Annotated in this window: 17 protein-coding genes; 6 read left to right on the top strand and 11 right to left on the bottom strand. The window is 70.3% G+C overall.

The features are described from left to right. Positions 1-142 precede the first annotated feature (142 nt). A complete protein-coding gene (locus EAO73_RS20200) occupies positions 143-322 on the top strand; it encodes a hypothetical protein (protein WP_147972911.1) in 180 nt (59 codons plus the stop codon). An 81-nt stretch (positions 323-403) separates the two neighbouring features. Here EAO73_RS20200 and dnaE read toward each other — a convergent pair whose 3' ends face one another. Further along, entirely contained in the window at positions 404-3,940 is a 3,537-nt protein-coding gene (dnaE, locus tag EAO73_RS20195; protein WP_147972910.1) for a DNA polymerase III subunit alpha, read from the bottom strand. A gap of 190 nt (positions 3,941-4,130) precedes the next feature. Between dnaE and EAO73_RS20190 the strand changes: the two genes are divergently transcribed. The 3 genes from EAO73_RS20190 (at position 4,131) to EAO73_RS20180 (ending at position 7,145) form a co-directional block, all read left to right on the top strand. After that, positions 4,131-5,456: a DUF2252 domain-containing protein gene (locus EAO73_RS20190; protein WP_147972909.1), complete on the top strand. Its 1,326-nt coding sequence runs from the start codon at positions 4,131-4,133 to the stop codon at positions 5,454-5,456. Positions 5,457-5,517: 61 nt separating this feature from the next. After that, entirely contained in the window at positions 5,518-6,237 is a 720-nt protein-coding gene (locus EAO73_RS20185) for a hypothetical protein (RefSeq protein WP_191134195.1), read from the top strand. Positions 6,238-6,293: 56 nt separating this feature from the next. Continuing rightward, positions 6,294-7,145 (top strand): thioredoxin domain-containing protein, encoded by an 852-nt coding sequence (locus tag EAO73_RS20180; RefSeq protein ID WP_147972907.1) that lies wholly within the window; start codon positions 6,294-6,296, stop codon positions 7,143-7,145. A 55-nt stretch (positions 7,146-7,200) separates the two neighbouring features. Here EAO73_RS20180 and EAO73_RS20175 read toward each other — a convergent pair whose 3' ends face one another. Continuing rightward, positions 7,201-7,779 carry a dienelactone hydrolase family protein gene (locus EAO73_RS20175; protein WP_147972906.1) on the bottom strand — a complete coding sequence of 193 codons (579 nt, stop codon included), beginning with the start codon at positions 7,777-7,779 and terminating at the stop codon, positions 7,201-7,203. Positions 7,780-7,816: 37 nt separating this feature from the next. On the opposite strand from EAO73_RS20175, the gene EAO73_RS20170 reads away from it, so the two are divergent. Next, on the top strand, positions 7,817-8,950 hold the full coding sequence (locus tag EAO73_RS20170; protein WP_147972905.1) for a mechanosensitive ion channel family protein: 1,134 nt from the start codon (positions 7,817-7,819) through the stop codon (positions 8,948-8,950). A 6-nt stretch (positions 8,951-8,956) separates the two neighbouring features. On the opposite strand, the gene EAO73_RS20165 is transcribed toward EAO73_RS20170, so the two are convergent. The 5 genes from EAO73_RS20165 to EAO73_RS20145 all read right to left on the bottom strand — a co-directional run bounded on the left by EAO73_RS20165 (position 8,957) and on the right by EAO73_RS20145 (position 13,496). Then, positions 8,957-10,543, bottom strand: a complete 1,587-nt coding sequence (locus EAO73_RS20165) for a Na+/H+ antiporter (protein ID WP_147972904.1) — start codon at positions 10,541-10,543, stop codon at positions 8,957-8,959. A 106-nt stretch (positions 10,544-10,649) separates the two neighbouring features. Beyond that, positions 10,650-11,126, bottom strand: coding sequence for a GNAT family N-acetyltransferase (locus tag EAO73_RS20160; RefSeq protein ID WP_147972903.1), 477 nt, complete (start codon positions 11,124-11,126; stop codon positions 10,650-10,652). After that, complete coding sequence (locus tag EAO73_RS20155) at positions 11,123-12,064, bottom strand: RluA family pseudouridine synthase (RefSeq protein ID WP_147972902.1); 942 nt, start codon at positions 12,062-12,064, stop codon at positions 11,123-11,125. Before EAO73_RS20155 ends, EAO73_RS20160 begins: the two co-directional genes overlap by 4 nt. Before the next feature lie 40 nt (positions 12,065-12,104). Continuing rightward, positions 12,105-12,776: a signal peptidase II gene (gene lspA, locus EAO73_RS20150; RefSeq protein ID WP_147972901.1), complete on the bottom strand. Its 672-nt coding sequence runs from the start codon at positions 12,774-12,776 to the stop codon at positions 12,105-12,107. A gap of 57 nt (positions 12,777-12,833) precedes the next feature. Further along, complete coding sequence (locus tag EAO73_RS20145) at positions 12,834-13,496, bottom strand: TraR/DksA family transcriptional regulator (RefSeq protein ID WP_147972900.1); 663 nt, start codon at positions 13,494-13,496, stop codon at positions 12,834-12,836. Positions 13,497-14,049: 553 nt separating this feature from the next. On the opposite strand from EAO73_RS20145, the gene ileS reads away from it, so the two are divergent. After that, entirely contained in the window at positions 14,050-17,193 is a 3,144-nt protein-coding gene (ileS, locus tag EAO73_RS20135; protein WP_147972899.1) for an isoleucine--tRNA ligase, read from the top strand. Between the two features lie 264 nt (positions 17,194-17,457). On the opposite strand, the gene EAO73_RS20130 is transcribed toward ileS, so the two are convergent. From EAO73_RS20130 to EAO73_RS20115, 4 genes are all read right to left on the bottom strand, one after another. After that, positions 17,458-18,594 carry a DivIVA domain-containing protein gene (locus tag EAO73_RS20130; protein WP_147972898.1) on the bottom strand — a complete coding sequence of 379 codons (1,137 nt, stop codon included), beginning with the start codon at positions 18,592-18,594 and terminating at the stop codon, positions 17,458-17,460. 49 nt (positions 18,595-18,643) lie between these two features. Beyond that, entirely contained in the window at positions 18,644-18,928 is a 285-nt protein-coding gene (locus tag EAO73_RS20125) for a YggT family protein (protein WP_018104460.1), read from the bottom strand. Positions 18,929-19,000: 72 nt separating this feature from the next. Next, positions 19,001-19,618 carry a cell division protein SepF gene (locus EAO73_RS20120; protein ID WP_018104459.1) on the bottom strand — a complete coding sequence of 206 codons (618 nt, stop codon included), beginning with the start codon at positions 19,616-19,618 and terminating at the stop codon, positions 19,001-19,003. Between the two features lie 125 nt (positions 19,619-19,743). Further along, entirely contained in the window at positions 19,744-20,463 is a 720-nt protein-coding gene (locus EAO73_RS20115; RefSeq protein WP_147972897.1) for a YggS family pyridoxal phosphate-dependent enzyme, read from the bottom strand. Positions 20,464-20,465: the final 2 nt, after the last annotated feature.

Here is a 20,465-nt window from a genome sequence, read left to right as displayed (position 1 = left end):
TCGATCATCGGCGTGGCGGATCACCAAAAGCGCGCATCATACCCCGTCACTACGCACGGTAATGATCCGACATGCGATGTTTATCCGATTATGTGAATCTGACGGTGGTCCTGGCCCCGAGAGTCCTTATAGGAGGAACACCATGGCCAAGAACAAGAACCGCAAGCAGGGCAGCCAGCAGGATCGTGCTTCGCAGGCGGAGCGCGCTTCCGAGCAGTCGCGCTCGACGGCCGCCGAGGCCCAGAGCTCGATGCAGTCGCAGGCCCAGGGCAGCCCTGCCGATGTTGCGCGCAAGCATCAGCGGCGCTTCGGCCACAACTGACCGGACTCCCGGTAAGGCCGGCACACCGAGAGGGGCGACCCCGCGCAGGCGGAGCCGCCCCTCTCGTACGCGTACCGGGACTCAGCCCGCCAGGCAGGACGGGCCGAGCAGCACCTTCAGGTCGCCGAAGAGCGCCGGGTCGGGCTTCACCCGGTGCCGGTCGAGCCGGAGCACCGTGGTCTTGCGGGGCCCCTGGAGCCTGATGCGTACCTCGGTGTCGCCCCGGTGGCTGTTCAGTACCTCGCCGAGCCGGCTGACCATCGGCGGGGTGACCCGGACCGTGGGGATGGTCAGGACGACGGGCGCGTTGGTCCCCGCGTTGGAGATGTCGGGGACCTGCATCTCCATGGCGACCAGGCGCGGCACGTCCTCGCGCTTGTCGAGGCGCCCCTTGACGAAGACGACGGTGTCCTCGACGAGCTGGGTGGAGACCAGCTGATAGGTCGCGGGGAAGAACATGCACTCGATGGAACCGGCAAGGTCCTCGACCGTGGCGATGGCCCAGGCGTTGCCCTGCTTGGTCATCTTGCGCTGGAGGCCGGAGATGATGCCGCCCACGGTGACGATCGCGCCGTCGGCGTGCTCACCGCCGGTGAGCTGCGAGATCGCCGCGTCCGACTTGTCGGACAGGACGTGCTCCAGGCCGAACAGCGGGTGGTCGGAGACGTACAGCCCGAGCATCTCGCGTTCCTGGGCCAGCAGGTAGGACTTCTCCCACTCGACGTCGGAGAACTCCACGTCGAGCCCGAAGCCCGGCTCGTCGCTGTCCTCCTCGCCGCCGCCGAAGAGGTCGAACTGCCCCTCGGCCTCCTTGCGCTTGACCTGCACCACGTTGTCGATCATGGGCTCGTGGTGGGCGACGAGCCCCTTGCGGGTGTGGCCCATCTCGTCGAAGGCGCCGGCCTTGATGAGCGATTCGACGGTCCGCTTGTTGCAGACGACCGCCTCGACCTTGTCCAGGAAGTCGGGGAAGGTGCTGTACTTCCCCTTCGCCTTGCGGCACCGGATGATCGAGTCCACGACGTTCTGGCCGACGTTGCGGACGGCCGTCAGCCCGAACAGGATGACGTCGTCGCCCTGGGCGGCGAAGTTGGACTCCGACTCGTTGACGTTCGGCGGGAGCACCTTGATGCCCATGCGCCGGCACTCGTTCAGATAGACCGCGGACTTGTCCTTGTCGTCCTTGACCGAGGTCAGCAGGGCGGCCATGTACTCGGCGGGGTAGTTCGCCTTGAGGTACGCGGTCCAGTAGGTGACCAGCCCGTACGCGGAGGAGTGCGCCTTGTTGAACGCGTACCCGGCGAACGGGACCAGCACGTCCCAGAGCGCCTTGATCGCCGCGTCCGAGAAGCCCTTCTCCTTGGCGCCCGCCTCGAAGAGGACGAAGTTCTTCGCCAGCTCCTCGGGCTTCTTCTTGCCCATCACGCGGCGCAGGATGTCGGCCTCGCCGAGCGAGTACCCGGCGACGATCTGGGCGGCCTTCTGCACCTGCTCCTGGTACACGATCAGGCCGTAGGTGAGGCCGAGGACCTCCTTGAGGGGCTCCTCCAGCTCCGGGTGGATCGGGGTGATCTCCTGGCGGCCGTTCTTGCGCTCGGCGTAGTTCGTGTGCGAGTTCATGCCCATCGGGCCCGGCCGGTAGAGGGCCGAGACGGCGGAAATGTCCTCGAAGTTGTCGGGCTGCATCTGGCGCAGCAGGGAGCGCATCGGTCCGCCGTCGAACTGGAACACGCCGAGCGTGTCGCCGCGGCAGAGCAGTTCGTACGTCTTGGGGTCGTCGAGCGGGAGGGCCAGCATCTCCAGGTCGATGCCCTTGTTGGACTTCACCATCTTGATGGCGTCGTCCATGATCGTCAGGTTGCGCAGCCCCAGGAAGTCCATCTTCAGCAGGCCGAGCGACTCGCACTGCGGGTAGTCCCACTGCGTGATGGTGACGCCGTCGGTGTGCCGCACCCAGACCGGCGCGTGGTCGACGATCGGCTCGCTGGACATGATGACGCCGGCGGCGTGCACGCCCATCTGCCGGACCAGGCCCTCGACGCCCTTGGCGGTGTCGATGACCTTCTTGACGTCCGGCTCGTTCTCGTACATCCCCCGGATCTCGCCCGCCTCGCTGTAGCGCGGGTGGCTGGGGTCGGTGATGCCGTTGAGGTCGATGCCCTTGCCGAGGACGTCGGCGGGCATGGCCTTGGTGAGGCGGTCGCCCATGGCGTACGGGTAGCCGAGGACGCGGGCGGAGTCCTTGATCGCGTTCTTGGCCTTGATCTTGCCGTAGGTGCCGATCATGGCGACCTTGTCGGCGCCGTACTTCTCCGTCACGTACCGGATGACCTCGACGCGCCTGCGCTCGTCGAAGTCGATGTCGACGTCGGGCATGGAGACGCGCTCGGGGTTGAGGAAGCGCTCGAAGATCAGTCCGTGCTCGATCGGGTCGAGGTCGGTGATGCCCATCGCGTACGAGACGATCGAACCGGCCGCGGAGCCTCGTCCGGGGCCGACCGCGATGCCGTTGTTCTTGGCCCACATGATGAAGTCGGCGACGACCAGGAAGTACCCCGGGAACCCCATCTGGATGATGATGTCCATCTCGTACTCGACCTGCTTCTGCCGGTCCTCGGGGACGCCGTTCGGGAAACGGCGGTTCATCCCGACCCGGACCTCCTCCTGGAACCAGGTGATCTCCGTGTAGCCCTCGGGGATCTCGAACTTCGGCATCAGGTCGCGCTTCTCGAACATCCCGGTGGTGTCGATCTGCTGCGCGACCAGGAGGGTGTTGGCGCATCCCTCCTGCCAGGCGTCGGAGGAGTCGACGCCGTACATCTCGTCGGTGGTCTTGAGGTAGTAGCCGGTGCCGTCGAAGCGGAAGCGGTCCGGGTCGGAGAGGTTCTTGCCGGTCTGGATGCACAGCAGGGCGTCGTGCGCGGTCGCCTCGGAGGCGTACGTGTAGTGCGAGTCGTTCGTGACGAGCGGCGGGATGTTCAGCTTCTTGCCGATTTCGAGCAGCCCGTCGCGGACCCGGCGCTCGATCTCGATGCCGTGGTCCATCAGCTCCAGGAAGTAGCGCCCCTCGCCGAAGATGTCCTTGTAGTCGGAGGCGGCCCGGACCGCCTCGTCGAACTGGCCGAGCCGCAGCCTCGTCTGCACCTCGCCGGAAGGGCAGCCGGTGGAGGCGATCAGGCCCTCGGACCACTGCGAGATGGTCTCCTTGTCCATACGCGGCCACTTCTGGAGCCAGCCCTCGGCGTAGGCGTCGGACGACAGCTTGAAGAGGTTGTGCAGCCCCGTCGCGTTGGCCGCCCAGATCGTCTTGTGGGTGTAACCACCCGAACCGGAGACGTCGTCGCGCTTCTGGTGCGGCTGCCCCCACTGGATCTTCCGCTTGTGCTTGCGCGACTCGGGCGCGACATACGCCTCGATGCCGATGATCGGCGTCACGCCCGCCTTCTGCGCCGAGTGGAAGAAGTCGTACGCCCCGTGCAGGTTGCCGTGGTCCGTCATCGCGATATGGGACATGCCCATCTCGTTGCACGCGTTGAACATGTCCTTGAGCCGCGCGGCACCGTCCAGCAGCGAGTACTGGGTGTGGACGTGAAGGTGCGTGAAGGGCGGCTTGGTCACGGCGCTGTGCCTCCGGAGGAATGGGGACGACGGGACGGGGGTGTCTGGGGGGACAGCGTGGAAGTCTACGTCTCCGGGAAACACGGCGACGGGCACTCCGCGATACGGTCACGCGTTGGAAGGGCGGGACCACCCGTCCCTTTTGTCATGCACGTCATCAGCCAGGCCAGGTACCAGGAGGCACCCAGAGATGTCGGACACGCAGACCGGCGCGGAGCGGCGCGGGGAGCAGATTCTCGAGGTCTTCGACACCGCCTTCGGTGAGCTGCTGGCCGCCGATCCGGCCGCCTTCCGGGTCAAGTTCCGCAAGATGGCGGGCTCGGCCTTCGCGTTCTACCGGGGCACGGCCTGCCTGTTCTACAACGACCTGGAGCGCGAGCGGCACGGCGGCCCCTACCTGGACGAGCGCACCGGCCGGGTCTGGATCCACGGCGACCTGCACGCGGAGAACTTCGGCACCTACATGGACGCCAACGGCCGCCTCGTCTTCAACGTGAACGACTTCGACGAGGCGTACGTGGGCCCCTTCACCTGGGACCTCAAGCGCTTCGCCGCCTCGGTCGCGCTGCTCGGGTACGCGAAGGCGCTGGGCGACGAGCAGATCACCGAGCTGGTCCGGATCTACGCGGCGGCCTACCGGGAGCGCATCCACGCCCTGGCGACGGGCGCCAAGAACGACGAGGTCCCGCCCTTCACCCTGGACACGGCCGAGGGGCCGCTGCTCGGCGCCCTGCGGGTCGCCCGCTCGCTGACCCGGTTCTCGCTGCTCGACTCGATGACCGAGATCCGCGACTTCGAGCGCCGGTTCTCGGAGGGCGGCGGCGCCATCGACCTGGACGCGGCGACGCGGTACAAGGTGCTGGCCGCGTTCGACGGCTATCTGGAGACGCTGCCCGAGTCGAGCCTGACCCGGCCGGACTCCTACCGGGTCAAGGACGTCGTGGGGCGGCGCGGCATCGGTATCGGCTCGGCGGGCCTGCCCTCGTACAACATCCTGCTGGAGGGCAACAGCGACGCCCTGGAGAACGATGTGGTGATCTACCTCAAGCAGGCGCAGACCCCGGCCGTCTCCCGGCACATCACGGACGCGGCCGTCCGCGACTACTTCCAGCACGAGGGCCACCGCACGGTGATCTCGCAGCGCGCCCTCCAGGCCCATGCCGACCCGTGGCTGGGCTGGACCGAGCTGGACGGGGCCGGCCAGCTGGTCGCCGAGGTCTCGCCGTACGCGGTCGACCTGGACTGGTCCGACATCGACGAGCCCGACGAGATCGCGGCGGTCGTCGCCGACCTCGGCCGGGCGACCGCCACCATGCACGCGGCGGCGGACGACGAGAGCGGCCACTCGCTGGTGCCGTTCTCCACGGAGCGGGCGATCGACGCCGCCATCGCGGCCGACGAGGACGGCTTCGGGGAGCTGCTGGTGGACTTCGCGCACAGCTACGGGGCGCGGGCCCGCGCGGACCACCAGATCTTCGTGGACCTCTTCCGCAACGGCCGCATCCCGGGGCTGTAGCGGGAGGCGAACCGGAACCTTTAGGGGTCGCTTACAGGTTCGCATGCGACACTCCTGGGCGATGGACATATCCGGGACGCAGCTCAGAGCGGCACGCGCGGCGCTTTTCACAGCGCTCGTCGTGACGCTCTCCGCCGCGTCCCACGTCCTGCTCTCGCAGGTCCCGCTGCCGTTGGTGCCCGTCGCCGTGCTGGCCGTGGCCGTCTTCGCGGCGGCCTACGCCCTGGCCGGGCGCCAGCGCGGCTTCGGGGCCATCGCCGGGCTCCTCGTCCCGCTGGAGCTGGCCGCCGACACGTTCTTCACCACCGGTCAGCACCTCTGCTACGGGGCGGCGGGCGGCCCCATAGCGGGCCCCCTGCGGTCGGTCGGCGTCGACGTCCTGTGCGGCGGGAGCGACCTCGGCCCCGGCAGCGGGCAGCTCGGCGACGTCGGCACCCCGCTGGCCTCGGTGACCGCGGGCGGCCGGGGCGCCGCCGCGCTGCTCTCCTCCCCCGGCCCGCTGGTCCCCTGGCTGCTGCTGGCCGCCCATGTCACGGTCGGGCTGCTCGCCGCGGCCTGGCTGCACCGCGGTGAGCTGGCGCTCGCCGGGCTGCTGGGGGCGTGCGCGCTGCTGGCGTTCCGGCCGCTGCTGACCGCCGTGGCCGTGGTGGGCTCGGCCTGCCGCTCCGTACACCGCCGGGCGCTCGCGGCCGCGTCCGGGCCGCATCCGCTCGTCCGAGCCCGCCTGCTCACGCACTCCGTCGGACGGAGGGGGCCGCCGCTCCGGGCCTGTGCCGTCTGAGCACACGCGCACCCCGGACCGTACGACCCACCCCGCATTCCACGGAGAACACCACCATGAGCAAGCGCAACAGCCAGGCCAACAAGTCCGCCGCCCGTGAGCGGCTGCGCGCGGAGCGCGAGCGCCAGGCGAAGAAGGACAAGGCCCGCCGGCAGGTCGTCGTCGGTGTCTCGGTCGTGGCCGGCCTCGCCGTCGTCGCGGGCATCAGCTACGCCGTGATGGAGATGAACAAGCCGTCCCACTGGGATTCCCTCAAGGACGAGAAGACGGTGGTCGCGCCCAAGAACACCTCGGGCAAGGACGGCACCACCGTCGTCATCGGCAAGGACAGCGCCAAGAAGACCCTGAAGCTGTACGAGGACTCCCGCTGCCCGATCTGCGCCTCGTTCGAGCAGACCGTCGGCCCGACCGTCACCAAGGACGTCGCGGCCGGCAAGTACAAGATCCAGTACATCGGCGCGTCGTTCATCGACGGTGACAGCCTCGGCGGCGACAAGCCCGTCATCGGCAACCGCGGCGAGGGCTCCAAGAACGCCCTGAGCGCGCTGGGCGCGGCGCTGAACGTGAGCACCGACGCGTTCCTGGAGTACAAGAGCGCCCTGTACTCGGCGGAGTTCCACCCGGACGAGTCCGACGACAAGTTCAAGGACGACAGCTACCTGATCAAGGTGGCCGACTCGGTGAAGGCCCTCAAGGGCAACAAGGAGTTCCAGAAGGCCGTCGAGGACGGCACGTACGACGCCTGGGCCCTGAAGATGTCCAAGAGCTTCGACGAGAACAAGGACGACGTGGAGGGCACGCCGAGCCTGGTCATGGACGGCAAGAAGGTCACCGGCAGCGACGGCAAGAACGCGCCGATGACGGTCGAGGACTACAACACGGCGATGACCGCCGCGCTGAAGGGCTGACCCGTCCCGCGCCTCCCGAAGGGCTCCGCGCGATCCGCGCGGAGCCCTTCGCGCGTCACAGCGTCGCGAGGAATCCGATCGCGACCTTCCAGGCCAGCTCGGCGGCGTCCCGGTCGAAGTCCGGCAGCTCCGGGTCGGTGAACAGATGCCCGGCGCCCGGGTACCGGTAGATCTCCACGTCTGCCCCGGTCCGCTGCATGTCCAGGTACCACGAGTTCAGCCAGTCGTGGGTCTCGTACGGGTCCGGGTCGGCGACGTGCAGCTGGACGGGCAGCTCGTCCACCGTGGCGTTCTCCGCGATGTCCGAGGTGCCGTGGAGGAGCAGCAGCCCGCGCGCCTTCTCGTCGCCGAGCGCCAGGGTCTGGGCGACCGAGGCGCCGAGCGAGAAGCCGGCGTACACCAGGCCCTGGTCGGAGTAGGGTGCGGCGGCCAGCACGGCGCGCTTCAGCAGCTCCTCCTTGCCGGTCTCCTCCCGGAACGCCTCCGCTTCCTCCACCGAATCGAAGGTGTGGCCCTCGAACAGATCGGGCACGCGCACCTCGTGCCCGGCGGCGCGCAGCCGGTCGGCTGCCGCGTGGACCGCGGGGCGCAGACCGTACATCGAGTGGAAAAGCATGATGTTCATGAGGCCCATGGTGCCAGTTGCGTTCGAAGGGATGGAGAGCGACAGCATGGAGAACGTTCTGCGGCCGCTGATCGTCCTCGGCGGGGCGATCGTGATCACCCTGGCGGCGGGCTGGCTGCTCGACCTGCTGCTCAGGCGTGCCGACGCCCGGCACCACGAGACCCCGCTGTGGGGCCTGCTGCGGCGCTGCCGGATACCGTTCCAGCTGGTCATGTGCGCGGCGCTGCTGCGCGGTACGTACGCCCACACCGGACTCGGCGCGGTCCGGGACCACCGGGTGGGCATCGGCCGGCTGCTGACGCTGGTGCTGATCGGCGCGTCGGCCTGGCTGGTGGTGCGGATCGCCGTCGCGGTGGTGGACTCGGTGTACGCGCGCTACGCCGCGGCCCACAACCGGGACCCTGCGCGGGTGCGCCGGGTGCGCACGCAGGTGACGCTGATCCAGCGGGTGGTCGTGGCGGTGGTGGCGACCGTGGCGGTGTCCGCGATGCTGCTGACGTTCCCCGCGATGCAGACGGTCGGCACCTCGATGCTGGCGTCCGCCGGGCTCCTCGGCATCGTCGCCGGTGTCGCCGCCCAGTCCACGCTCGGCAACCTCTTCGCCGGACTGCAGATCGCCTTCGGCGACATGGTGCGGATCGGGGACACGGTGGTGGTGGACGAGGAGTGGGGCACGATCGAGGAGATCACGCTGACCTTCCTCGCGGTGCGTACGTGGGACGAGCGGCGGATCACCATGCCGGTCTCGTACTTCACGGGCAAGCCGTTCGAGAACTGGTCGCGCGGCGGGGTACAGATGACCGGTGCGGTCTTCTTCCACCTGGACCACTCGGCGCCCATCGAGGCGATGCGCGACCGGTTGCGCGACATCCTCGGCGAGTGCGCCGCGTGGGACGGCCGGGACTGGTCGCTCGCGGTCACCGACACCACGCCCACCACGATCCAGGTGCGCGCGGTGGTCACGGCGAAGGACTCGGGCGACCTGTGGACGGCGCGCTGCGCGGTCCGCGAGCAGATGATCGGCTGGCTGCGCGACCACCACCCGTACGCGCTGCCCCGGGTGGCGACGGCTCCCGCGCCGCTCCCGCCCGGCGACACCTGGCCCCCGGTGTCGCTGAACGGCCGGGAGGAGAAGTCCGCGAGCAGCTGGAACCGGACCCCGCGCACGGGGCGCGGCTGACCCCGCTCAGCGCAGACTGCGGACGTCCAGCTGCCGCAGCACCCGGTCGACGACCTCGGGGTCCGAGCCGGGCTCGCTGCGGGCGGCGAGCACCGCGTGGCGGGCGGCCGACATCATCTCGCGCTGGATGCGGCTGACGGCCTGGAACCGCTCGACGCGCTTGGCGTAGGCGTCGCGCCGTTCGTCGTCGACCATCTCGGGGCTGATCCTCGCGCCCACGTCGTAGGCGAGCCGGTGCAGCCGCTCGGTGACCTCCTCGGGGAAGTCCTCGGTGTCCTCGATCTCCTTGAGCCGCTGCCTGGCCGCCTTGGCCGCCCGGATCGCGAGGTCCTTCTCCAGGGCCGCCTCGGCGTCGGTGTCGGCGCGCACCCCGAGCCGCCGCACCAGCCACGGCAGCGTCAGCCCCTGGAAGACCAGAGTCACCATGATCACGGAGAACGCGATGAAGACGATCTCGTCGCGGCCGGGGAACGGCTTGCCGTCGTCCGTCTCCAGCGGGATCGCGAGGGCCAGCGCGACGGAGGCCACCCCGCGCATCCCGGCCCACCACATGATGACGGTCTCCCGCCAGCTGGTCGGGATCTCCTCGCTGACGTCGCGCCGGGTGTGCAGCCGCTTGGCCAGCCAGGTGGCCGGCAGCAGATAGAGGAGCCGTACGCCGACGACGACCGCGACGACGGCGAGGCCCCAGCCGGCCATCTCCAGCTCGCGCCCGTCCGCCGTGCCGAACACGTTGTGCAGTTCGAGGCCGATCAGCCCGAAGGCGATGCCGGTGACGAGGGTGTCGACGATCTCCCAGAAGGTGCGTCCGGTGAGCCGGCCGAGGACGTCGTCGGCGTCCGCGGTGTGCTCGGCGAGGAAGATCGCGGTCATCAGGACGGCGAGCACACCGGAGCCCATCAGCTCCTCGGCGAGCACGTAGCTGACGAACGGCACCAGCAGGGTCAGGCCGACCTGGAGGGTGGCGTCGCCGAGCAGCCCCATGAGCTTGATGGTGAGCCAGCCGAGCGCGATGCCGACCGCGACGGCGACCACGGCGGACAGCGCGAGCAGTCCGAAGGCCTCGGGCAGCGAGAAGGTCCCGCTGACGGCCGCCGCGATGGCCACGTGGTACAGCACGATCGCGGTGACGTCGTTGAAGAGGCCCTCGCCCTCCAGGATGGAGACGAGCCGGCGGGGCAGCCCGACCGAGCCGGCGACGGCGGTGGCGGCGACCGGGTCCGGCGGGGCGACGAGCGCGCCGAGCGCGACGGCGGCCACGAGGGGCAGGCCGGGCACGATCGCGTGGGCCACCGCCGCGACGGCCGCCGTGGTCAGGAAGACCAGCGCGACGGCCAGCAGGAAGATGGGCCGCTTGTTCGCCGCGAACTGCCGCCAGGAGGTCCGCTGCACCGAGGCGTAGAGCAGCGGGGGCAGCAGGGCGGGAAGGATGATCTCCGGCGGGATGTCCACGTTCGGCACGAAGCTGACGAAGGCCAGCACCACACCGAAGAGCGTCATCAGCACCGGCGCCGGCAGCTTCAGCCGGTCCCCGAGCGGAACGGTGACCACGGCTCCGAGCAGCAGCAGGAGCAGGAGTGACATCTGGTCCACGGGGTGCCTTCCGAAGCGCTCCGGCCGGGCCCGGTGTCCGCCCGGCCGATGCCCCTCACCCTGCCATGTGCCCTCGGCGCGCCCGGGTCAGGGGTGCGGCGGGGCGTCAGATCGTCCGGCGCATCGCCCGGTGCGGGATGCCCGCGTCCATGAACTCGGGGCCGTACGGCTCGTAGCCGAGGCGCTCGTAGAAGCGCAGCGCGTGCGTCTGGGCGTGCAGGTCGACGGCGGCCAGGCCGTGGTCCCGGGCGGCGTCCTCGATGGCCCGGACGAGCGCGGCGCCGACGCCGAGGCCGCGCGCCTCCTTGCCCACCGCGAGCCGGCCCAGCGAGCCGACCGTGCGGTCGGCGCCGGTGTGCGCCACGGCGGCGGGGCCGTGCAGCAGCCGGCCGGTACCGAGGGTGGTGCCGTCGGCCGCGACGGCCATGACGTGCACCGCCTCCGCGTCGTAGGCGTCGTACTCCAGCTCCTCGGGCACGTTCTGTTCGCGGACGAAGACGTCCTTGCGCAACCGGAAGCAGGCCGCGAGGTCCCGCTCACCGGTGACGGTACGGGTGGTGTACGCGGGGGCCGGGGCCGTCACTGGCTCTCCGCCGCGATCCGGTCCAGCGCCTGCTGCAGGTCGTCGGGGTAGGAGCTGGTGAACTCCACCCAGCTCCCGTCCGAGGGGTGCTCGAAGCCCAGCTTGACCGCGTGCAGCCACTGTCGGGTCAGGCCGAGGCGCTTGGCCATGGTCGGGTCGGCGCCGTAGGTGAGGTCGCCGACGCAGGGGTGGCGGTGGGCGGACATGTGCACCCGGATCTGGTGGGTGCGGCCGGTCTCCAGCTTGATGTCGAGGAGGCTGGCGGCCCGGTACGCCTCGATGAGGTCGTAGTGCGTCACCGAGGCCTTGCCGTCCGCGACGACCGCCCACTTGTAGTCGTGGTTGGGGTGGCGGCCGATGGGGGCGTCGATGGTGCCGCTCATCGGGTCCGGGTGGCCCTGGACCAGCGCGTTGTACTTCTTCTCGACGACCCGGTCGCGGAACTGGGCCTTCAGCGAGGTGTAGGCGCGCTCGGATTTGGCGACGACCATCAGGCCGGAGGTGCCGACGTCGAGCCGGTGGACGATGCCCTGGCGCTCGGCGGCGCCGGAGGTCGAGATCCGGTACCCGGCCGCGGCGAGGCCGCCGATGACGGTGGTACCGGTCCAGCCGGGGCTGGGGTGCGCGGCGACGCCGACCGGCTTGGCGATCACCACGATGTCGTCGTCGTCGTGCACGATCTCCATGCCCTCGACGGGCTCGGCGACGATCTGCACCGGCGCGGCCGCCTGCGGCATCTCCACCTCGAGCCAGGCACCGCCGTGCACCCGCTCGGACTTCCCGACCACCGAGCCGTCCACCTGCACCTTGCCGGCGGCGGCCAGATCGGCGGCCTTGGTGCGGGAGAACCCGAACATCCGGGAGATGGCGGCGTCGACGCGCTCGCCCTCCAGACCATCGGGGACGGGCAGGGTGCGGACCTCGGGTTGCGTACTCACCAGTCGAGTATGCCTTGCGCGCGTCGGTCCTTGCGCCCCGCTAGTCCTTGTGCACGGTGCCGTCGGGGTCCAGGCCCTTGAAGGAGAGGAGGACGATCAGGATGCCGCCGCACACGATCGCGGAGTCGGCCAGGTTGAAGACGGCGAAGTGGGCGGGGGCGATGAAGTCCACCACCGCACCCTCGAAGACGCCCGGCGCACGGAAGATCCGGTCGGTGAGGTTGCCCAGCGCCCCACCGAGCAGCAGGCCGAGGGCGATGGCCCAGGGCAGGCTGTACAGCTTGCGCGCGAGCCGCGCGATCACCACGATGACGGTCGCCGCGATCACCGTGAAGATGATCGTGAACGCCTCGCCGAACCCGAAGGCGGCACCCGCGTTGCGGATGGCGTCGAGCTTGAGCCAGTCGCCGATGAGCTCGATCGGCTCCTGGTGCTCCAGCTTGGCCACCACGAGCATCTTGCTGCCCAGGTCGAGCAGGTAGGCGACGAGCGCGACGCAGAACAGCAGGATGATGCGGCGCCGGCGGGTGGCCGGCGACCGGTCGACCGCCGCCTCCGCCTCGGCTTCCGCGTCGGCAGCGGTCGCGCCGGTGTCCTGCCCGTCCGCCGCACCGGCTTCCGGGGAAGCGGCCGCGCCGTCCGGCCCGGTCTCGCCGCTTCCCTCAGCCCCGGTGATGTCCGGCGTACCGATGATGCGCTCCGCCTCTGCCACGTGAGTCCCTCAACCTAGTTCCCGATTGAGAACGAGGGTACGGCACAGGTGTGCGGATCAGCCTCGTCGTTCCTGCTTCTGTTTGTCCTCGACACACAGCGTGGCCCGGGGAAACGCCTGCATCCGCGCCTTGCCGATCGGCTTGCCGCAGACCTCGCAGAGTCCGTACGTACCGGCCTCCAGCCGGGCCAGGGCCCGCTCGGTCTGGTCCAGCATCTCCTGGGCGTTGGCGGCGAGCTGCATCTCGTGCTCACGGGTGATGTTCTTGGTGCCGGTGTCGGCCTCGTCGTCGCCCGCCCCGTCGCCGGAGTCCCGCATCAGCCCGGCCAGCGCCAGTCCCGAGGCCTCCAGCTCGTTGCGGAGCCGGGTGCTCTCGCCGGTCAGCTCGTCGCGCGCGGCCGCGACCTCCTCCGGCGTCCAGGGGTCCTCGCCCGGCCGTACGGCCAGCTCTCCCGGCGCCGTGGCGACCCGGGCGGGCGGCACGGGTGCCGTGTCCTCGTCCACGGTCCGGGTCCTGGCCGCGCTCTTCTTGGCTACCACTGTGTGGGCTCCCGTCTGCTCGGCGGCCTCGGCCGCCCCCGTGGTCTCCGGGGCCTCGGCGGCCCCGGTCTTCTTCGGCGCGGTCCGGCCGCTCGCCGCCTTCTTCGCTGCGGACGCCGTCTTCTTCGCCGCGGCCTTCTTCGCCGGCGCCTTCTTCCCGGGCGCCTTCTTCTCCACCATGGCCGCGGCCCCTTCACGCAGTGTGATCTTGCTCGCGAGTCGTGCTGGGACGATAAGTCGACCCCGGCCCCGCGGCAACGGGGCACGCCGCCGCATCGCCCCTCCCCGTTCCCGGATCACCGCGTGCCTGCATCCGTTGTGCCCAGCTCCCCGCCGGGTAATCCGGCTTTCCGCCGCGCGCCGGGCCGCGCCCCGGCCCCGTACGGCCCGTATGGCCATTCGGGTCACGCGCCGGCCCTCCGTATGCCGGTAGGACGCCGTGCGCGTGGGGCCCCCGTAGACTGGCCCCAGCGAGAGGCGTGGATGGGACGAGTAGCGTCGTACGCAGCCGGCAGCGACCCGGGGACGGTGGGAGCCCGGGGGCGAGCGCGTCGTGAAGATCAACCCCAAAGCCGCCGGAAGAAAGCCCCGAGGGGCCAGTAGAACCGGCATCGCACCCCATGAAGGGCCCGGGGCGCACGCCCGGGGCCGAGGAGGGTGGTACCGCGGGGACCGGCGTCGGTTCTCGTCCCTGCGACGGAAGTGGAAGACGTCCGCCGGAGGAGGCACGCACATGACATCGCCGCAGTACCGCCAGGTACCCGCCCAGGTCGACCTGCCCGCGCTCGAGCACGCCGTGCTCGACTTCTGGCGCGACAACAAGGTCTTCGACAAGAGCCTCGACCAGTCCGAGGGCCGCCCCGAGTGGGTGTTCTACGAGGGCCCGCCGACCGCCAACGGCATGCCCGGCGCCCACCACATCGAGGCCCGCGTCTTCAAGGACGTCTTCCCCCGCTTCCGGACCATGCAGGGCTACCACGTGGGCCGCAAGGCCGGCTGGGACTGTCACGGCCTGCCGGTCGAGCTGGCGGTCGAGAAGGAGCTGGGCTTCAACGGCAAGAAGGACATCGAGGCGTACGGCATCGCCGAGTTCAACGCCAGGTGCCGCGCATCCGTGACCCGGCACACCGACGCCTTCACCGAGCTGACGACCCGCATGGGCTACTGGCTCGACCTCGACAACGCGTACCGCACCATGGACCCCGAGTACGTCGAGTCCGTGTGGTGGTCGCTGAAGGAGATCTTCAACAAGGGCCTGCTGGTCCAGGACCACCGCGTCGCCCCCTGGTGCCCGCGCTGCGGCACCGGCCTGTCCGACCACGAGCTGGCGCAGGGCTACGAGACGGTCGTCGACCCCTCGGTCTTCGTGCGCTTCCCGCTCACCTCCGGCCCGCTGGCCGGCGAGGCGGCGCTCCTGGTCTGGACGACGACCCCGTGGACCCTGGTCTCCAACACCGCCGTGGCCGCGCACCCGGACGTGACCTACGTCGTCGCGACGAACGGCGAGGAGAAGCTCGTCGTCGCGCAGCCGCTGGCCGAGAAGGCGCTCGGCGAGGGCTGGGAGCTCACCGGCCAGTCGTTCACGGGCCGCGAGATGGAGCGCTGGACCTACGAGCGCCCGTTCGCCCTGGTGGACTTCCCCGCGCCCGCGCACTACGTCGTCAACGCCGCGTACGTGACGACCGAGGACGGTACGGGTCTGGTTCACCAGTCCCCCGCCTTCGGCGCCGACGACCTGCTGGTCTGCAAGGCGTACGGGCTGCCGGTGGTGAACCCGGTCCGCCCCGACGGCACCTTCGAGGAGGACCTGCCGCTGGTCGGCGGCGTCTTCTTCAAGAAGGCCGACGAGGCCCTGACCGAGGACCTGAACGACCGCGGCCTGCTCTTCCGCCACGTCCCCTACGAGCACAGCTACCCGCACTGCTGGCGCTGCCACACGGCCCTGCTGTACTACGCGCAGCCGTCCTGGTACATCCGCACCACGGTGGTCAAGGAGCGGATGCTCCAGGAGAACGAGAAGACCAACTGGTTCCCGGACTCGGTCAAGCACGGCCGCTTCGGCGACTGGCTGACCAACAACGTCGACTGGGCGCTGTCCCGCAACCGCTACTGGGGCACCCCGCTGCCGATCTGGCGCTGCGAGGACGGCCACCTCACCTGCGTGGGCTCCCGCGCCGAGCTGGGCGAGCTCACCGGCACCGACCTCTCGGGCCTCGACCCGCACCGGCCGTTCATCGACGAGATCACGTTCACCTGCACGCAGGAGAGCTGCCAACTGGAGGCGTACCGGGTCCCGGAGGTCATCGACGCCTGGTACGACTCGGGCTCGATGCCGTTCGCGCAGTGGGGCTACCCGTACAAGAACAAGGAGGTCTTCGAGAGCCGCTACCCTGCGCAGTTCATCTCGGAGGCCATCGACCAGACCCGCGGCTGGTTCTACACGCTGATGGCGATCGGCACCCTGGTCTTCGACAAGTCGTCCTACGAGAACGTCGTCTGCCTGGGTCACATCCTCGCCGAGGACGGCCGGAAGATGTCCAAGCACCTGGGCAACGTCCTCCAGCCGATCCCGCTCATGGACCAGCACGGCGCCGACGCGGTCCGCTGGTTCATGGCGGCCGGCGGCTCCCCCTGGGCGGCCCGCCGCGTGGGCCACGGCACGATCCAGGAGGTCGTCCGCAAGACGCTCCTCACCTACTGGAACACGGTCGCCTTCCAGGCCCTGTACGCCCGTACGTCCGGCTGGGCGCCCTCGGCCGCGGACCCGGCGCCCGCCGACCGCACGGTCCTGGACCGCTGGCTGCTCGGCGAGCTGAACACCCTGGTCGACGAGGCCACGCAGGCGCTGGAGGGCTACGACACCCAGCGCGCCGGCAAGCTGCTCTCCGCGTTCGTCGACGACCTGTCCAACTGGTACGTGCGCCGCTCCCGCCGCCGCTTCTGGCAGGGCGACAAGGCGGCGCTGCGCACGCTGCACGAGGTCGTCGAGACGGTGACCCGGCTGATGGCCCCGCTGACCCCGTTCATCACCGAGCGGGTCTGGCAGGACCTGGTCGTGCCGGTCACCCCGGGCGCCCCGGAGTCCGTCCACCTGTCCTCCTGGCCGAAGGCGGACCCGTCGGCGGCCGACCCGGCCCTCTCGGCGCAGATGGCGCTCGTGCGGCGCCTGGTGGAGCTGGGGCGGGCCACGCGGGCCGAGTCGGGGGTCAAGACCCGTCAGCCGCTCTCCCGCGCCCTGGTCGCGGCCTCGGGCTTCGAGGCCCTCTCCCCGGAGCTGCGCGCCCAGATCACGGAGGAGCTGAACGTCTCCTCGCTGGCCTCCCTCTCCGAGGTGGGCGGCTCGCTCGTCGACACCACGGCCAAGGCGAACTTCCGGACGCTCGGCAAGCGCTTCGGCAAGGGCGTCCAGGCGGTGGCCAAGGCGGTGGCGAACGCGGACGCGGCGGCGCTTTCCCTGGCCCTGCGTGAGGGCACGGCCTCGGTGGAGGTCGACGGCGAGCAGGTCACCCTCTCCCCCGACGAGGTCATCATCACGGAGACCCCGCGCGAGGGCTGGTCGGTCGCCTCCGACTCGGGCGCGACGGTCGCCCTGGACCTGGAGATCACGCCGGAGCTTCGGCGCGCGGGCCTGGCCCGTGACGCGATCCGCCTGATCCAGGAGGCCCGCAAGAACAGCGGCCTGGACGTCGCGGACCGCATCGCCGTCCGCTGGACCTCCACGTCGCCCGCGACGGCGGAGGCCCTGGCCGAGCACGCGGCCCTGATCGCGGACGAGGTCCTGGCCCCGGACTACGCACAGGGCGAGGCGGACGCCGCGTACGGTGCCCCGTTCGAGGACGAGGGCCTGTCCCTGACGTTCCGCCTCCGCAAGGCGTAGCCGCAACCCGAGGGGCCCGGCCGGAGAACGTTCCGGCCGGGCCCTTTGCTGTTCCCCACCGGGGGGCTTGATCCGGCCGCGCCGCAACCTTCAGCCTCGCCGGCGTTTGAGGCGCGGGGTCCGGGGCGGAGCCCCAGTTTCGGGAAGGGGCGAGTAGGGGACAAGCCCCGCGCAGCGGCCACGCAAAAGGGCCGGGCCCCGGGGAAACCCCGGGGCCCGGCCCTCAGCCTGCCGACGGCTACGCGCTCAACGAGCGCGCCCCGCTCAGTTGTCGTCCTCGTCGATCAGAAAGCCCCGCATCGGCGACGGCGCCTGCTGCATCGGCTGCGGCGCCTGCGGCCGCACCGGCGCCATCGGCTGCGTCATCGCCGGGGACATCTGCTGCTGACCGCCGTAGGACGGGCCACCGCCCATGGACGGGTTGCCGCCGCCCATCGACGGGTTGCCGTGACCGCCGTGGTTGCCGCCCATGGTGTGCCCCATGGCCCCCGCACCGGCCGGAGCCAGCGAGGGCGACGGCGGCAGCGACGCGGCGGCCGGGGTGCGCGGCGGAGCCAGCGAGTCGTCCGCCTGGGTCTCCAGCTGACGCAGCTGGCTCTCCAGGTAGGACTTCAGACGGGTCCGGTACTCGCGCTCGAAGCCGCGCAGGTCCTCGACCTTGCGCTCCAGCGTCGCGCGGGCCGACTCCAGCGAGCCCATCGCCACGCGGTGCTTCTCCTGCGCGTCCCGCTCCAGCGCGTCCGCCTTGGCGCGGGCGTCCCGCTCCAGGCCCTCGGCACGGCTGCGCGCCTCGCCGACGATCTTGTTGGCCTCGGAACGGGCCTCCGCGATCGCCTGGTCGGCGGTCTGCTGGGCCAGGGACAGGACACGGGCGGCGCTGTCGCCACCGGGGCCCTGCTGCTGCATCTGCGGCGGCTGCTGCATCTGCTGCATCTGCTGCTGCGGGTTGTGACCGCCCATGGGGCCGCCCATCGGTCCGCCCATGGGACCACCCTGCATCGGGCCGGGGCCGTGGGGGCCCTGCGGACCGGGACCGTGCGGGCCCTGGGGGCCGTGGCCGCTGGGACCGGCGGGCAGCTGCGGAGCACCACCGGGCAGCTGGGGGGGACCCATCTGCGGGGGCTGCTGCTGGACCGGCGGGCCCGATATGGCGGCGGGCACCGGCGCACCGGGCCGGTCCTGCTGCTCCGGCGGCTTGCGCATACCCTGCTGCTGGTTCTGCGCGGCGGCACGCGTGGCGGCGGCCAGCTTGGCGCGCAGGTCCTCGTTCTCACGGAGCAGGCGGGTCAGCTCCGACTCGACCTCGTCGAGGAAGGCATCGACCTCGTCCTCGTCGTAGCCCTCTCGGAGGCGGACCGTCGTGAACTGCTTGTTCCGCACGTCCTCGGGAGTCAGCGGCATCTCTTCTTCACCTCTACGTAGTCGTCGGCAGTCGGCAAGACCGTATCGCTCACAGCCTGACCACGATGCTGATCAGGATGGAAACGATGATCATCAGAACGAAGAAGGACAGGTCGAGTGCCACGCCCCCTAGACGCAGCGGCGGGATGAACCGCCGCAGGAGCTTGAGCGGTGGATCGGTGACCGTGTAGGTCGTCTCCAGGACGACCACCATCGGCTTGCCCGGCTGCCATGAACGCGCGAACTGGAAGACGTAGTCCATGACGAGCCGGAAGATCAGCACGATGAGGAAACACATCAACGCGATGTAGACAACACTTTGTGCGACGCCCATCTCTCGCGCTTCCCTCTCCCCTGGCTCTCGTAGCTCCGGCCTCGCGGCCGGGTTGTTCCCGGTGTCGTGTTCTCAGCTCTGGTTGAAGAATCCGCCCTCTGCGATGCGGGCCTTGTCCTCCGCCGTGACATCGACGTTAGCAGGCGACAACAGGAACACCTTCTGTGTCACTCGCTCAATGCTGCCATGGAGACCGAAGACGAGTCCCGCGGCAAAGTCGACAAGTCGCTTTGCGTCCGTATCGTCCATCTCCGTGAGATTCATGATCACCGGAGTGCCCTCACGGAAGTGTTCCCCGATGGTACGGGCCTCGTTGTAGGTCCTGGGGTGCAGCGTGGTGATCCGGTAGGGCTCCCGCTCGGACACGACCTTGGGCATGATCACCGGTGCGTTCTTCTCCATGTTCGGACGTTCAGGTGTGATGGATGCCACGGGTGCGATCCGGGCGGGTCGCTCGCGCTCCGCGGGGATCTGGACGGGCTCCCGCTGCGCCGGCGGCTGCACCGCTCGTACCGGTTCGTCCCGCTCCCGGTCGCGCTCGACCTGATGGGCGGGCTGGTGCCGGCGCCGGTCGCGCTCGGGCTCCGGCTCGGGTTCGAATTCGTCGTCGGGGTCGAACCCCGGACCGTCGTACCCATCGTCCTCCACGAGGCCGAGGTAGACCGCCATCTTGCGCATCGCGCCGGCCATGCTCTGAGTCCTCCGCTCTGTGGTGGATCGGCATCTGTCACCAAGTGCCCGCGATCCACTCCGGCCTGCCCGCCCTGGGCGGTAATGACCATATTTTCTGCTGTGGTCCGACTTGCTTGGCGACGTTACCCGAGCCCAGGTCGGACTCCGAGTACCGCAGTACCGACGCGCACATGTGTCGCTCCGGCCGCGATCGCGTCCTCGAGGTCCGCACTCATCCCTGCGGAGACCATGTTCGCAGCCGGATGGTTCCCGCGCAGCCGGGATGAGAATTCCATCAGCCGGTCGAACGCGGCCCGTTGCCGCCCCGCGAACGGCCCGACGAGCGGCGCGACGGTCATCAGCCCGTCCAGCCGCAGTCCGGGCGCGGCGGCGACCGCGTCCGCCAACTCCTCGATCCCGTCCGGGGCCACGCCACCCCGGGCACCCCGCTCGCCGCTCTCCGCGTCGAGCGCGACCTGGATGAGGCAGCCGAGTTCGCGGCCGCCCCGGCCGGCCGCCGACGAGAGGGCGGTCACCAGCTTCGTACGGTCCACCGACTGCACGACATCGGCGTAACCGGCCACCGAACGAACCTTGTTGGTCTGCAATTGACCGACAAAGTGCCAGGAGAGGGACAGATCCGCACATGCGGCCGCCTTGGGGGCCGCGTCCTGGTCACGGTTCTCCGCGACCTGACGCACACCGAGTCCGTGCAGGATCCGCACATCGCTCGCGGGGTAGGTCTTGGTGACCACGATGAGGGTCACCTCGTCCCGCGCGCGCCCGGCCGCGGCGCAGGCCGAGGCGATCCGCTCCTCCACCCGCGCCAGATTGGCGGCGAGTTGTTCCTTGCGTTCCGTCATGC

This window comes from Streptomyces sp. col6 (genome assembly GCF_008042035.1).
Classification (GTDB): Bacteria; Actinomycetota; Actinomycetes; order Streptomycetales; family Streptomycetaceae; genus Streptomyces.
This window is presented reverse-complemented; position numbering and strand designations above follow the sequence as displayed.

Coding starts and splice junctions, on each gene's coding strand:
- EAO73_RS20200 (WP_147972911.1), top strand. CDS start 143: ATGGCCAAGAACAAGAACCGCAAGCAGGGCAGCCAGCAGGATCGTGCT.
- EAO73_RS20190 (WP_147972909.1), top strand. CDS start 4,131: ATGTCGGACACGCAGACCGGCGCGGAGCGGCGCGGGGAGCAGATTCTC.
- EAO73_RS20185 (WP_191134195.1), top strand. CDS start 5,518: ATGGACATATCCGGGACGCAGCTCAGAGCGGCACGCGCGGCGCTTTTC.
- EAO73_RS20180 (WP_147972907.1), top strand. CDS start 6,294: ATGAGCAAGCGCAACAGCCAGGCCAACAAGTCCGCCGCCCGTGAGCGG.
- EAO73_RS20175 (WP_147972906.1), bottom strand. CDS start 7,779: ATGGGCCTCATGAACATCATGCTTTTCCACTCGATGTACGGTCTGCGC.
- EAO73_RS20170 (WP_147972905.1), top strand. CDS start 7,817: ATGGAGAACGTTCTGCGGCCGCTGATCGTCCTCGGCGGGGCGATCGTG.
- EAO73_RS20145 (WP_147972900.1), bottom strand. CDS start 13,496: ATGGTGGAGAAGAAGGCGCCCGGGAAGAAGGCGCCGGCGAAGAAGGCC.
- ileS (WP_147972899.1), top strand. CDS start 14,050: ATGACATCGCCGCAGTACCGCCAGGTACCCGCCCAGGTCGACCTGCCC.
- EAO73_RS20130 (WP_147972898.1), bottom strand. CDS start 18,594: ATGCCGCTGACTCCCGAGGACGTGCGGAACAAGCAGTTCACGACGGTC.
- EAO73_RS20125 (WP_018104460.1), bottom strand. CDS start 18,928: ATGGGCGTCGCACAAAGTGTTGTCTACATCGCGTTGATGTGTTTCCTC.
- EAO73_RS20120 (WP_018104459.1), bottom strand. CDS start 19,618: ATGGCCGGCGCGATGCGCAAGATGGCGGTCTACCTCGGCCTCGTGGAG.
- EAO73_RS20115 (WP_147972897.1), bottom strand. CDS start 20,463: ATGACGGAACGCAAGGAACAACTCGCCGCCAATCTGGCGCGGGTGGAG.